The organism is Ignavibacteria bacterium (assembly GCA_016873845.1).
GTDB lineage: Bacteria > Bacteroidota > Ignavibacteria > Ch128b > Ch128b > JAHJVF01.
The window spans coordinates 19,895-32,965 of record VGVX01000010.1 but is presented as its reverse complement, the minus strand read 5'-3'; the positions used below and the strand labels follow the sequence as shown (position 1 = coordinate 32,965).

Here is a 13,071-nt window from a genome sequence, read left to right as displayed (position 1 = left end):
AGAGTTTTAACCATGGCAATTAGAGCACAAGATTACACAAGTAAAAACATTTCAAAAATTACAATCAGTTTGGCAAGTCCGGATGCAGTTTTGAAAAGATCTTATGGTGAAGTCACAAAACCTGAAACAATAAACTATAGATCTTTTCGTCCAGAAAAAGATGGTCTTTTTTGTGAAAAAATATTTGGACCAACACGCGACTGGGAATGCCATTGCGGAAAATATAAGAGAATCCGATACAAAGGTATTATCTGCGATCGCTGCGGTGTAGAAGTTACACAAAAGTCTGTCAGACGTGAACGAATGGGTCACATTTCGCTGGCGGTTCCAGTTGTTCATATTTGGTTTTTCCGATCATTACCGAGTAAAATTGGAAACATGCTCGGATATACTACCAAAGAACTCGAAAAAATAATTTATTACGAAACTTATGCAGTAGTTAATCCTGGACCGACAGGATTAAAAGAAAAAGATCTTTTAACGGAAGAACAATATTTTGAAGTTCTTGCTTCGCTTCCATCTGATAATGAAAAATTGGATGATGATGATCCAAGAAAATTTGTTGCCAAGATCGGTGGTGAAGCCGTTAAAGCACTTTTATCAAAAATTGATCCGGATGTGCTATCAGTCGAACTGCGCGCTCAGCTAAAAGAAGAAACTTCACAGCAGAAAAAAGCAGATTTACTTAAACGATTAAAAATAGTTGATGCTTTCAGAACAAAAGATGGCGGCATGGACAATAGACCTGAATGGATGGTGGTTGATGTTGTACCAATTATTCCACCTGAACTTCGTCCATTAGTTCCTCTTGAAGGTGGTAGGTTTGCTACCAGCGATCTAAATGATCTTTACAGAAGAGTTATCATCCGCAATAATCGTTTGAAGAGACTTCTTGATATCAAAGCACCGGAAGTAATTTTAAGAAATGAAAAACGTATGCTTCAAGAGGCAGTTGATGCTCTCTTTGATAACTCAAGAAGAACGAACACAATAAGAAGTGATTCGAATCGAGCATTGAAATCTCTTTCCGATATTTTGAAAGGAAAGCAAGGTCGATTCAGACAAAATCTTCTGGGTAAAAGGGTTGATTATTCAGGACGATCTGTGATTGTTGTTAATCCTGAGTTAAAACTTCACCAATGTGGTTTGAACCGTGAAATGGCTCTGGAATTGTACAAGCCATTCGTTATTAGAAAGTTGATTGAACGAGGATATAACAAAACAGTAAAGAGTGCACGTAAAGTCATCGATCGTAAAGATGCAATCGTTTGGGAGATTTTGGAGAAAATAGTTGACGCGCATCCAGTAATGTTAAATCGTGCTCCAACTTTACATAGATTAGGAATTCAAGCGTTCCAACCAATTTTGGTTACAGGTAAGGCAATCGAAATTCATCCGATGGTTTGTACGGCATTCAATGCCGACTTCGATGGTGATCAAATGGCTGTTCACGTTCCACTGTCTCCTGAATCGCAGCTAGAGTGTTCACTCCTTCTTTTATCAAGTCAAAATATTTTGTCACCACAGAATGGAAATCCAATTGTTATTCCAACTCAGGACATTGTTCTTGGATGTTATTATTTGACCAAAATTAAAGAAGGTGACTTAGGTGAAGGAAAAATATTTAGTTCACCGGAAGAAGTACTCATTGCTCTCGAAAATAAAAAAGTTGGACTCCATGCAAAAATCAAGGTGAGAGTAGAAGGTGAAATGATTGAAACTTCGGTTGGTCGAGTTGTTTTCAATCAGATTGTACCGAGCGAAGTTGGATATGTTAATGAACTCCTTGTGAAAAAAACTTTCGGTGCTTTCATTGGAAAGATGTTCCGGCAAATAGGAAATGTTGGAACGGCTAAGTTTCTTGATGATCTGAAAGACTTGGGATTCAGATATTCTACTTTAGGTGGATTGTCTGTGAACGTAGATGACATGTTAATTCCAACAGAGAAATCAGAATTTGTAAGTAAGTCACTGAAGGAAGTCAAAAAAGTACTGAACCAGTGGCAGGAAGGATTTATTTCGGAAGGTGAGCGATATAATAAAATAATTGATATATGGACTCACACAACAAACAATGTAGCTGATGCATTAATGGATCATCTGAAAAAATCTCATCAAGGATTTAATCCAATCTGGATGATGATCGATTCAGGTGCGCGTGGCTCTAAGGAACAGGTTCGTCAGCTTGCAGGTATGCGTGGATTGATGGCTAAACCTCAAAAAAGTTTAACTGGCCAAGCTGGAGAAATTATTGAAAGTCCAATTATTGCTAACTTCAAAGAAGGTTTATCAGTTCTTGAATACTTTATTTCCACCCACGGTGCGAGAAAAGGTTTAGCAGATACTGCCTTAAAAACAGCAGATGCCGGATATCTAACTAGAAGATTGGTAGACGTTGCTCAAGACGTAGTTATCACTTCAACCGATTGCGGCACTATCAGAGGAATTGATATTACCGCTTTGAAAGATGGTGAAGAAGTACGAGAACCGCTTTCAGAGAGAATTCTCGGAAGAACTTCGTTGTTAGACATCTATGATCCAATCAGCGAAGAGCTTCTCTGTGAATCCGGAGAATTAATTACCGAAGAAATTGCTGACAGAATTGGTGAAACCACGATCGAGGAAGTTGCAATTAGAACAGTCTTGACTTGTGATTCAGAGCGTGGTGTTTGTGCAAAATGTTACGGTAGAAATTTGACTACTGGAAAGATAGTTAATATTGGTGAAGCAGTTGGAATTATTGCAGCACAGTCGATTGGAGAACCCGGTACACAGTTAACGCTTCGTACATTCCACATTGGTGGTGCTGCAAGCAGAATTGTTGCAACATCACAAGTCACAACAAGATTTGATGGAAAAATAAAATTCGAAAATATCCGATACGTTGAACGCAGTAATGAATTTGGCGAAAACATTAAGATCGCCCTTGGAAGAAGCGCTTATATAAACATCGTAGATCCTGATGGTCGTGTCCTCAGAAAATATGAAGTACCTTACGGTGCAGAAATAGTTGTTGAAGATAATCAGAAGGTAGAAAAAAACAATATTCTTTATAATCACGATCCCTATAATGCTGTTATTATTGCAGATTCAAATGGTACAATTTCATTCTCAGATCTAGTTGAAAATATTACCTTCAGACATGAGAGTGATGAACAGACTGGTCACATTCAGCAGGTCGTTATCGAATCACGTGACAAAACTCTAATACCAACCGTCAATATTGTTAATAATAAAAATCAAAAACTATCTTCTTTTATTCTTCCCAATAAGGCACATATCATCGTTCGTGAAGGGGAAGAAATTACTGCTGGAACAGTAATTGCCAAGATTCCGAGAGATATTGGAAAGACACGAGATATTACAGGTGGATTGCCTCGCGTAACAGAATTATTTGAAGCAAGAAGCCCACAAGATCCTGCGGTCATTTCTGAAATTGATGGAATTGTTTCCTTCGGTGCACATAAAAAAGGTTCAAGAGAAGTCATGGTTACCACCAAAGATGGTGTAGAAGTAAAAAAATATACAATTCCGATCGGTAAGCATCTTCTTGTTCAGAATAATGACGAAGTAAGTGCAGGGGACAAACTCACCGATGGTGCATTGAATCCTCATGACATTCTGAAAATCAAGGGAATCAGTGCAGTACAGGAATATCTTGTAAATGAAATTCAAGAAGTATACCGTTTACAAGGTGTAAAAATCAATGATAAACACATTGAAATTATCGTAAAACAGATGCTTCAAAAAGTTCGAGTTCTTGATCCTGGTGATACTCGCTTCCTTGAAAATGACACGGTTGATTGGTATGTATTCAATGAAGAGAACGAAAAAATTGGTCAATCCATTATTATCACTGATAAAGGTGATTCTAGATTCAAGATAGGTCAAGTATTAGAAAAAGGTAAAATTAAAGATACAAATATTGAATTGAAGAAACGATCAAAGAAACTTGTGGAAGTGAGAGACGCCCAAGCTGCAACATCGGACAATATTCTGCTTGGAATAACTCAAGCTGCACTTTCAACTGAAAGTTTTATTTCAGCAGCATCATTCCAAGAAACTACTAAAGTACTAACTGATGCAGCAACAGAAGCAAAAATGGACTTCTTGCTTGGATTAAAAGAAAATGTCGTTGTAGGACACAGAATTCCTGCTGGAACAGGTCTTAAAAAGTACAAGAACATTTTAGTTTTAACAAGCTCTCAAGAGGAGCTTGATGAAGTTGTTGATGAAGAAAAAGTGAAATAACAATGGCTTTGCATATTGACTATTTTTCTTTAAAACGATATATTGCAAAGCTAATTTTTCAAAAAACGGAGATAAAATTTGCCGACGATCAATCAATTAGTTAGAAAAAATAGAGTAAAAGTTACTAGCAAAAATAAAGCACCTGCTCTGCAGAGTTGTCCGCAGAAACGAGGAGTATGTACGAGAGTTTATACAACTACTCCGAAGAAACCAAATTCTGCTTTGAGAAAAGTTGCAAGAGTGCGATTAACTAATCAAATTGAAGTTACTGCTTATATTCCTGGAGAAGGTCATAATTTACAGGAACACTCTATTGTATTAATCAGAGGCGGTAGAGTTAAGGATTTGCCAGGCGTTAGATACCACATTATTAGAGGAACACTCGATACCGCAGGAGTAACTGATCGTAAGCAAGGTAGATCTAAATACGGAACTAAAAGAGCAAAAACTGCAAGTAAATAAACAAAGGTTATGAGAAAAAGAAGAGCTGACAAGAAAAGAATTTTACCCGATCCAAAATATAATGATATGTTGGTTTCGCGATTAATTAATGGAATTATGGCAAGTGGAAAAAAAAATACTTCGCGCCGATTAGTCTATGATGCATTTGAAATTATTAATGAAAAAACTCAAAAGCCTGCGATCGAAGTGTTTAATAAAGCTCTGACTAATGCCCAGCCAATGATCGAAGTAAGAAGCAGAAGAGTTGGTGGTGCGACTTATCAAGTGCCTACTGAAGTTCGTCCAGCAAGACGTATAGCACTTGCTATGCGTTGGTTAATAAATTATGCCCGCGAAAGAAAAGATAGATCGTTTGCAAGTAAGCTCGCGGCAGAAATTATTGCCGCTTCTAATGGTGAAGGTTCTACAATTAAAAAGAAAGATGATACACATAGAATGGCAGAAGCGAATAAAGCTTTTGCACATTTCAAATGGTGATTTGATTAAGTATAAATGAGTAAACGTATTGATATATCGAAGATAAGAAACATTGGTATTATGGCGCACATAGACGCCGGTAAAACTACCACAACTGAGCGCATTCTTTTCTATACTGGTCGACTTCACAGAATGGGTGAAGTGCATGATGGTGCCGCAACTATGGATTTTATGGAGCAGGAAAGAGAAAGAGGAATCACAATTACAAGCGCTGCAACTACATGTGAATGGTCTAATCACAGAATTAATATTATTGATACTCCTGGACATGTGGATTTCACAGTAGAAGTTGAGCGTTCTTTAAGAGTTCTTGATGGTGCAATTGCATTGTTTTGCGCTGTAGGCGGCGTAGAACCACAATCTGAAACTGTTTGGCGACAGGCTGACAAATTCAATATTCCAAGAATTGCATTTGTAAATAAGATGGATCGGGTTGGTGCCGACTTCTATAATGTAATTCAGATGATGAAGGATAGACTCGGTGCAAATGTAGTTCCCATTCAATTACCGATTGGTGATGGTGAGTTATTTAGCGGTGTGATTGATCTCATCACTATGCAAGCCAGAATGTATAACGAAGATCCGCTCGGTGCAGAGTTTACCGATTTTGAAATTCCCAAAGATCTTTTAGAGCAAGCAAAAGAGTATCGCACAAAAATGCTCGAATCAGTTTCCGAGATTGATGATACACTTCTCGAAAAATATTTAGATGGTAAACCAATAAGCGAAGCAGAAATTAAATCAGTTTTACGGCGAGCAACCATCGAAGTAAAAATTATTCCCGTGCTTTGCGGCTCTGCATTTAAAAACAAAGGTGTTCAAAAGCTTCTTGATGCCGTAGTGGATTATTTCCCATCACCTGCAGACCTGCCTGAAATTGTAGGTCACCATGTGAATTTGTCTGACATGGTTATTCGGAAAGCAAATGAAAAAGAAAAGTTCACGGCCCTCGCATTTAAAATCATGACTGACCCATATGTCGGTAAGCTGACGTTTTTCCGAGTGTATTCTGGTAAAGCGGATGCAGGATCATATGTGCTTAATTCCTCTAAGGATAAGAAAGAACGATTTGGAAGATTGCTTCAGATGCATGCCAATCATCGTACAGATATTGACTCAGTAGTTGCTGGTGATATTGCAGCTGCTGTTGGATTAAAACATACCAAAACAGGTGATACGCTTTGCGATAGTACAGATCCTATCATTCTCGAAAAGATGGAATTTCCTGAGCCTGTGATTCAAATTGCAATCGAACCAAAAACTAAAGTGGATCAAGACAAATTATCAGAAGCTTTAAATAAACTAGCAGATGAAGATCCGACTTTTAGAATTTCATCTAATGAGGAAACTGGCCAAACTTTAATTAGCGGTATGGGAGAACTTCACCTTGAAATCATCGTTGATAGGATGAAAAGAGAATTTAGGGTAGAAGCAAATGTGGGAAGACCGCAGGTTGCATATAGAGAAACAATTACTAAGAAAGTTGAAGCTGAAGGAAAATTTGTTCGACAGAGTGGTGGACGCGGTAAATTTGGACATGTATGGCTTGAGATCGAACCAAATGAAAAAGGAAAAGGATTTGAGTTCATCAATAAAATTGTTGGTGGAACCGTACCTAAGGAATACATCCCTGCAGTTTCTGCTGGTGTTCAGGATGCGATGAGAAATGGTGTAATTGCTGGCTTTCCAGTTGTTGATGTCAAAGTAACTCTTTTCGATGGCTCGTATCATGAAGTCGATTCAGATGAAATTTCATTTAGGGTGGCTGGTTCGATGGGTTTCAAGGAAGGTGCGAAGAAAGCCTCGCCCGTATTACTCGAACCATATATGAGTGTAGAAGTTATATCACCCGAAGAATATTTGGGTGATGTGATGGGTGATTTGAATTCACGAAGAGGAAAGATCGAAGGATTTAGTGCGCGAAAAGATGCACAAATAATTAATGCAATAGTTCCGCTCTCTGAGATGTTTGGATATGCAACAATTCTTCGCTCAATGACTCAAGGAAGAGCGATCTACACAATGCAGTTTTCTCACTATCAGGAAACACCGAAAAGTATTTCCGACCAAATAGTTGAAAAGGCAGTTGGCAAAGGAGTTTTAGTTTAAGTTTTAAAGCTTATAAATAAAAGGAGAATAAAATGGCAAAGGAAAAATTTGATCGAAGTAAACCTCACGTTAACGTGGGAACGATTGGCCACGTTGACCATGGTAAAACTACTTTAACCGCCGCTATGACTATGGTTCTTTCGAAGAAAGGATTGTCTGCGGTTAGAACATTTGATAGTATCGACAATGCACCGGAAGAAAAAGCTCGTGGAATCACGATTGCAACTGCTCACGTCGAATACTCTACTGCAAACAGACATTATGCTCATGTTGACTGTCCGGGTCACGCTGACTACGTAAAGAACATGATCACGGGTGCAGCACAAATGGATGGAGCAATCCTCGTCGTGGCCGCGACTGATGGTCCAATGCCCCAAACAAGAGAGCATATTCTTCTTGCACGTCAAGTTGGTGTACCTCGAATTGTCGTGTTTATGAATAAAGTCGATGCAGTTGATGATCCTGAATTACTCGACTTAGTTGAAATGGAACTCAGAGATCTGCTTACAAAATATGAATTTCCAGGTGATGAGATTCCTATCATCAGAGGAAGTGCATTGAAAGCAATGGAAAAAGCTATTAATCCAGCCATTCCGATTGACGATCCAGATTTCAAATGTATCTATGATCTTTTAGATGCAGTTGATAATTATGTTCCAGTTCCACAGCGTGATGCAGATAAACCATTCTTGATGCCCGTTGAAGACGTATTTAGTATCACAGGTAGAGGAACAGTAGGTACTGGTAGGGTTGAAAGAGGACAAATCAAAGTCAGTGATGAAGTTGAAGTAGTAGGTTTAGGAGCTCACAAGAAAACCGTTATCACTGGTATAGAGATGTTCAGAAAAGAATTAGATTACGCCATCGCTGGTGACAATGCTGGATTATTGTTGCGTGGTGTCGGTAAGGATGATTTAGAAAGAGGAATGGTTATCGCAAAACCAGGAAGTATCACTCCGCATACTAAATTCGATTGCGAGGTTTATATTTTATCAAAAGAAGAAGGTGGACGCCATACTCCATTCTTCACTGGTTACAGGCCGCAATTCTATTTCAGAACAACTGATGTAACAGGTATTGCATATTTACCTGAAGGAATTGAAATGGTTATGCCTGGTGATAACGTAAAAATGAGAATTGAACTGATCTCCGAAATCGCAATGGAAGACGGATTACGATTCGCTATTCGTGAAGGCGGAAGAACAGTTGGTGCTGGAGTAGTTACAAAAATTCATGAATAAAATTAGTGAGTTGAAATTTTATCCAATAGGAGATTCTAAGACGTGACAAGCCAAAAGATCCGAATAAAACTGAAATCTTATGATCATAATTTGATTGATAAGTCTGCTGAAAAAATTATTAAGACAGTTCGCAGCACTGGCGCAATTGTGTCAGGGCCTATACCTTTGCCAACAAAAAGAACCGTCTATACTGTGCTTAGATCTCCTCATGTCGATAAAAAATCCCGTGAACAATTTGAAATCCGTTCACACAAACGACTCATTGACATTCTGAATTCGAATAATAAAACAGTTGATTCACTAATGAAATTAGATATCCCCGCTGGTGTCGATATCGAGATTAAAGTATAGTTGGAGATAATAATGATTGGCCTTTTAGGTAAAAAAACAGGGATGACAAGAATTTTTGATGAGAGTGGAAATATTATTCCTGTTTCCATTATTGAAGCAGGTCCTTGTTTTGTAACTCAAGTTAAAACAAAAGATAAAGATGGATACGATGCGGTACAGATTGGCTTTGATGATAAAAGATTAAAGAGCGTTAATAAACCGCTCAAAGGACATTTTGATAAGGTTAAAATTGCACCAAAGAAATTCCTTGCCGAGTTTCGTAACTATGATGTAAAAGATTTAAGCGAAGGTTCTGAATTAGGTGTTGATGTGTTTAAAGAAGGTGATAAAATTGATGTGCAAGGTGTAACAAAAGGTAAGGGATTTCAAGGTGTGGTTAGACGTCATGGTTTTGGCGGTGGTGCTCAAACTCACGGTCAAAGTGATAGATTAAGAGCTCCTGGTTCGATTGGAGCGAGCTCTTATCCAAGCCGTGTCTTTAAGGGTCAAAAAATGGCTGGAAGAATGGGTGGAGATAATCTAACCATTCGCAACGTGAAAATTATCAAAGTGGAAAAGGATGCAAACCTAATTTACTTGAAAGGTGCAATCCCTGGTCACATTAATGGTTATGTGAAATTGATTAAAAAATAATTATGAAAATTGACGTATACAAAATAGATGGAACGAAGACCGGCAAGCAAGTTGAGCTTAATCCGGAAGTTTTTGAGATAGTTCCGAATGATCACTCGATATATCTTGCAGTGAAACTTTTTAATGCCAATCAAAGGCAGGGAACTCATAAAACAAAAGAACGAAATGAAGTAAGAGGCGGCGGAAAAAAACCTTGGCGTCAAAAAGGACGCGGTACTGCTCGCGCTGGATCTTCACGTTCTCCTGTATGGATTGGCGGTGGTACTATTTTCGGTCCGAGACCACGTGATTATGGTTTCAAGTTACCTAAGAAAGTTAAGAAATTAGCTTTCAAGTCAGCCCTTTCCTATAAAGCAAAGGGAAATGAAATATTTGTTGTGGAAGATTTCACTTTTGAGCAGCCAAAAACAAAAGAAATGGCTCAAATATTAAAATCTCTTCAGCTCAATTCTAAAAAGACTCTGCTGCTTACAGGAAAAAATGATACAGCAATTCATAAGTCTGGAAATAACATTCCAAAATTTAAAGTGATCGAAGCAAAAAATGTTTCTACTTATGACATATTAAATTCGAAAACATTATTGCTTCAGCAAAGTGCAGTTGAATTAATTAATACGACGTTAAGCTAATGAAGAAGATGATACATCAAATTTTGATCAAACCTTTGATCACTGAAAAAGTTACTGAAACCCAGGAACAAAAAAATCAGTATGGATTCCAAGTTGCACTCAATGCCAATAAAATTGAGATCGCAAATGCTATTGAAAAAAAGTTTAATGTAGAAGTTACTAAAGTGCGAACTGTCCGTCATCAAGGTAAAACAAAAACTCAATTTACTAAAAGCGGAAGATTTACTGGACGCACGTCGAAATTTAAGAAAGCATATGTGACTTTAAAAGAAGGTCAGAAAATAGATTTCTTTGAAAACGTATAATATTTGAAAAGATAGATAATGGGATTAAAAAAATTAAAGCCAGTAACACCGGGAACACGATTCGCAATCGTGCCAGATTTTTCCGAGGTCACAAAAGCAAAACCGGAAAAATCTTTACTCAAACCGATTAAAAAATCTGGCGGAAGAAATAATGAAGGTAAGCTAACTTCACGTCACCGCGGCGGCGGTCATAAACGGATGTATCGTATTATCGATTTTAAGCGTGATAAAAGAGAGATCCCTGGTAAAGTTCATTCAGTTGAATATGATCCAAACCGTTCTGTAAGAATTGCATTGATACATTATGCAGACGGTGAAAAACGTTACATTCTAGCGCCAAATGAATTGAAGATCGGCGAAACAATTGTGGCTGGTGCCGATGTGGAAATCAAGGCGGGTAACGCAATGCCGCTCTCAAGTGTGCCCCTTGGAAGCTTTGTTCATAATATTGAAGTCCGACCTGGAAAAGGCGGACAGATTGCCCGAAGTGCAGGAACATCCGCGCAGTTAGTTGCACGTGAAGGTAAATTTGCTCAAATCAAACTACCTTCGGGAGAAGTAAGATTAGTCCCAACAAACTGTTATGCAACTTATGGTGTGCTCGGAAATTCTGATCATGAAAATATTACTTTAGGTAAAGCCGGAAAAAAGAGATGGTTGGGATGGAGATCCTTTGTTCGAGGAGTTGCGATGAATCCCATCGATCACCCAAATGGTGGCGGTGAAGGTAAAAGTAAGAGCGGCGGCGGATGGCAGCATCCCACTTCCCCTTGGGGACAAAAAGCCAAAGGTCTGAAAACAAGAAAGAAAAAGAAAACATCAAGCAAATATATAGTTAAGAGAAGAAAGTAATCGAGGAATAGATGCCAAGATCGGTTAAAAAAGGACCATTTATTGATCCAAAACTTTTAAAGAAAGTTCAAGCTCTAAACAAATCGAATCAAAAAAAGATTATTAAAACATGGTCAAGAGCTTCAACTATTTCTCCTGAATTTGTTGGTCACACAATTGCTGTCCATAATGGAAAAAACATGATTCCTATCTACATCAGTGAAAATATGGTTGGACACAAACTTGGTGAGTTTTCACCTACAAGAATTTTTAGAGGACACCCTGGAACAAAAGCTGAAAAAGCCTCAAAAGCTAAATAAGGATTTGTAAGAAATGGAAGCACGAGCAAGATTTAAACATATACCCACATCGCCAGCTAAGATGAGATTGGTTATCGATTTGATTCGCGGTAAAGCAGTAGATGATGCCTTGAACATTCTTCACTTTACAAAAAAACATGCTGCTAAAGATGCAGAAAAAGTACTTCGTTCAGCTGTTGCTAATTTTATGAATAAAGAAGATTCCGGCAGAGTTGAAGCACACGACCTTTTTGTTAAAGAAGCTTTTGTGGATGGCGGACCTTCAATGAAACGAATTCTACCAGCCCCGATGGGCCGTGCATATCGAATGAAAAAAAGATCTAATCACGTAACAATTGTTGTTGCAAAAAAAGAAAATAAAAAGTAAGGAGAACTTTTGGGACAGAAAGCTAACCCGATAGGATTAAGATTAGGAATTACAAGGTCTTGGGATTCGAATTGGTTTGAAACAAAATCATTCAATATAAAGATCATTGAAGATAATAAGATTAGAAATTATATCAAGAATCGTTTGGAAAAAGCTGGTGTTGCAAGAATTGTTATTGATAGAACATCGAAAGATATCACGGTTACAATTCATACATCAAGACCTGGTGTTGTTATCGGAAGAAGTGGTAAAGAAATTGCTCAGCTCGAGGAAGAACTAAAGAGAGTTTTTGATAAAAATGTGAAAGTGCAGATTAGTGAAATTAAACGTCCCGAATTAGATGCAGAATTAGTAGCAAAAAACATTGCAACTCAATTGCAAGGAAGAATCTCACATCGACGTGCAATGAAATCTGCAATTACAGCTGCCATGAGAATGGGTGCTGAAGGAATTAGAATTAAATGCAGCGGCAGATTAGCGGGATCGGAAATGGCACGAACTGAACAATATAAAGAAGGAAGAATTCCTCTACATACTTTGCGTGCCGATATAGATTATGCTATAGCTGCATCTCAAACAATTTATGGTACCATTGGCGTAAAAGTTTGGATTTGCCGTGGTGAAATTTTAGGAAAAGCAACTGATTAATACTGGAGTTTTACTGATATGTTAATGCCCAAAAGAGTAAAATTTAGAAAAGCACATCGAGGAAGGATGCGTGGTAAAGCCACTCGTGGTAATTCTGTCTCATTCGGTGATTTTGGTTTAAAAGCAATGGAGCCGCATTGGATAACTGCACGTCAAATTGAGGCAGCAAGAGTTGCACTCACGCGTCGAATGAAACGAGACGGAAAAGTTTGGATAAGAATTTTCCCAGACAAACCAGTTACAAAAAAGCCGCTTGAAACTCGTATGGGAAAAGGAAAAGGTGCTCCTGAATTTTGGGTTGCAGTAATTAAACCAGGACGCGTTATGTTCGAAGTCGGCGGTGTATCAAAAGAAATTGCTCATGAAGCATTAAGCATTGCTGCCCATAAACTACCAATTAAAACTAAAGTTGTATCCAGAGTTGATTATCAAGGATCATAGGTAAGC

Annotated in this window: 14 protein-coding genes; all 14 read left to right on the top strand. The window is 38.1% G+C overall.

Annotation, left to right across the window (positions count from 1 at the left end; all coding sequences use genetic code 11):
• The first annotated feature begins 12 nt into the window (after window positions 1–12).
• The 14 genes from rpoC to rplP all read left to right on the top strand — a co-directional run bounded on the left by rpoC (window position 13) and on the right by rplP (window position 13,065).
• The gene (gene rpoC, locus FJ213_04065) at window positions 13–4,251 is read left to right on the top strand and encodes a DNA-directed RNA polymerase subunit beta' (GenBank protein MBM4175336.1); all 4,239 of its coding nucleotides are present in this window, start codon (window positions 13–15) and stop codon (window positions 4,249–4,251) included.
• Between the two features lie 78 nt (window positions 4,252–4,329).
• Window positions 4,330–4,713, top strand: coding sequence for a 30S ribosomal protein S12 (locus FJ213_04060; protein ID MBM4175335.1), 384 nt, complete (start codon window positions 4,330–4,332; stop codon window positions 4,711–4,713).
• Between the two features lie 9 nt (window positions 4,714–4,722).
• Window positions 4,723–5,190, top strand: coding sequence for a 30S ribosomal protein S7 (gene rpsG, locus FJ213_04055; protein MBM4175334.1), 468 nt, complete (start codon window positions 4,723–4,725; stop codon window positions 5,188–5,190).
• A gap of 15 nt (window positions 5,191–5,205) precedes the next feature.
• The gene (gene fusA, locus FJ213_04050) at window positions 5,206–7,299 is read left to right on the top strand and encodes an elongation factor G (GenBank protein ID MBM4175333.1); all 2,094 of its coding nucleotides are present in this window, start codon (window positions 5,206–5,208) and stop codon (window positions 7,297–7,299) included.
• A 32-nt stretch (window positions 7,300–7,331) separates the two neighbouring features.
• The gene (gene tuf / locus FJ213_04045) at window positions 7,332–8,540 is read left to right on the top strand and encodes an elongation factor Tu (GenBank protein ID MBM4175332.1); all 1,209 of its coding nucleotides are present in this window, start codon (window positions 7,332–7,334) and stop codon (window positions 8,538–8,540) included.
• Between the two features lie 42 nt (window positions 8,541–8,582).
• On the top strand, window positions 8,583–8,891 hold the full coding sequence (gene rpsJ, locus FJ213_04040) for a 30S ribosomal protein S10 (GenBank protein ID MBM4175331.1): 309 nt from the start codon (window positions 8,583–8,585) through the stop codon (window positions 8,889–8,891).
• A 12-nt stretch (window positions 8,892–8,903) separates the two neighbouring features.
• Window positions 8,904–9,524 (top strand): 50S ribosomal protein L3, encoded by a 621-nt coding sequence (locus tag FJ213_04035; GenBank protein MBM4175330.1) that lies wholly within the window; start codon window positions 8,904–8,906, stop codon window positions 9,522–9,524.
• A gap of 2 nt (window positions 9,525–9,526) precedes the next feature.
• Complete coding sequence (gene rplD, locus FJ213_04030) at window positions 9,527–10,153, top strand: 50S ribosomal protein L4 (protein MBM4175329.1); 627 nt, start codon at window positions 9,527–9,529, stop codon at window positions 10,151–10,153.
• On the top strand, window positions 10,153–10,458 hold the full coding sequence (locus tag FJ213_04025; protein MBM4175328.1) for a 50S ribosomal protein L23: 306 nt from the start codon (window positions 10,153–10,155) through the stop codon (window positions 10,456–10,458). Before rplD ends, FJ213_04025 begins: the two co-directional genes overlap by 1 nt.
• A gap of 18 nt (window positions 10,459–10,476) precedes the next feature.
• A complete protein-coding gene (rplB, locus tag FJ213_04020) occupies window positions 10,477–11,310 on the top strand; it encodes a 50S ribosomal protein L2 (GenBank protein ID MBM4175327.1) in 834 nt (277 codons plus the stop codon).
• 11 nt (window positions 11,311–11,321) lie between these two features.
• Complete coding sequence (rpsS, locus tag FJ213_04015; GenBank protein MBM4175326.1) at window positions 11,322–11,609, top strand: 30S ribosomal protein S19; 288 nt, start codon at window positions 11,322–11,324, stop codon at window positions 11,607–11,609.
• 13 nt (window positions 11,610–11,622) lie between these two features.
• Window positions 11,623–11,976 carry a 50S ribosomal protein L22 gene (locus tag FJ213_04010; protein ID MBM4175325.1) on the top strand — a complete coding sequence of 118 codons (354 nt, stop codon included), beginning with the start codon at window positions 11,623–11,625 and terminating at the stop codon, window positions 11,974–11,976.
• 9 nt (window positions 11,977–11,985) lie between these two features.
• Window positions 11,986–12,624: a 30S ribosomal protein S3 gene (gene rpsC, locus FJ213_04005; GenBank protein MBM4175324.1), complete on the top strand. Its 639-nt coding sequence runs from the start codon at window positions 11,986–11,988 to the stop codon at window positions 12,622–12,624.
• A gap of 18 nt (window positions 12,625–12,642) precedes the next feature.
• Window positions 12,643–13,065: a 50S ribosomal protein L16 gene (gene rplP, locus FJ213_04000; protein MBM4175323.1), complete on the top strand. Its 423-nt coding sequence runs from the start codon at window positions 12,643–12,645 to the stop codon at window positions 13,063–13,065.
• The last annotated feature ends 6 nt before the right edge of the window (window positions 13,066–13,071 follow it).

Coding starts and splice junctions, on each gene's coding strand:
- fusA (MBM4175333.1), top strand. CDS start 5,206: ATGAGTAAACGTATTGATATATCGAAGATAAGAAACATTGGTATTATG.
- rpoC (MBM4175336.1), top strand. CDS start 13: ATGGCAATTAGAGCACAAGATTACACAAGTAAAAACATTTCAAAAATT.
- rplB (MBM4175327.1), top strand. CDS start 10,477: ATGGGATTAAAAAAATTAAAGCCAGTAACACCGGGAACACGATTCGCA.
- rpsS (MBM4175326.1), top strand. CDS start 11,322: ATGCCAAGATCGGTTAAAAAAGGACCATTTATTGATCCAAAACTTTTA.
- rplD (MBM4175329.1), top strand. CDS start 9,527: ATGAAAATTGACGTATACAAAATAGATGGAACGAAGACCGGCAAGCAA.
- tuf (MBM4175332.1), top strand. CDS start 7,332: ATGGCAAAGGAAAAATTTGATCGAAGTAAACCTCACGTTAACGTGGGA.
- rplP (MBM4175323.1), top strand. CDS start 12,643: ATGTTAATGCCCAAAAGAGTAAAATTTAGAAAAGCACATCGAGGAAGG.
- FJ213_04025 (MBM4175328.1), top strand. CDS start 10,153: ATGAAGAAGATGATACATCAAATTTTGATCAAACCTTTGATCACTGAA.
- FJ213_04010 (MBM4175325.1), top strand. CDS start 11,623: ATGGAAGCACGAGCAAGATTTAAACATATACCCACATCGCCAGCTAAG.
- rpsG (MBM4175334.1), top strand. CDS start 4,723: ATGAGAAAAAGAAGAGCTGACAAGAAAAGAATTTTACCCGATCCAAAA.
- FJ213_04035 (MBM4175330.1), top strand. CDS start 8,904: ATGATTGGCCTTTTAGGTAAAAAAACAGGGATGACAAGAATTTTTGAT.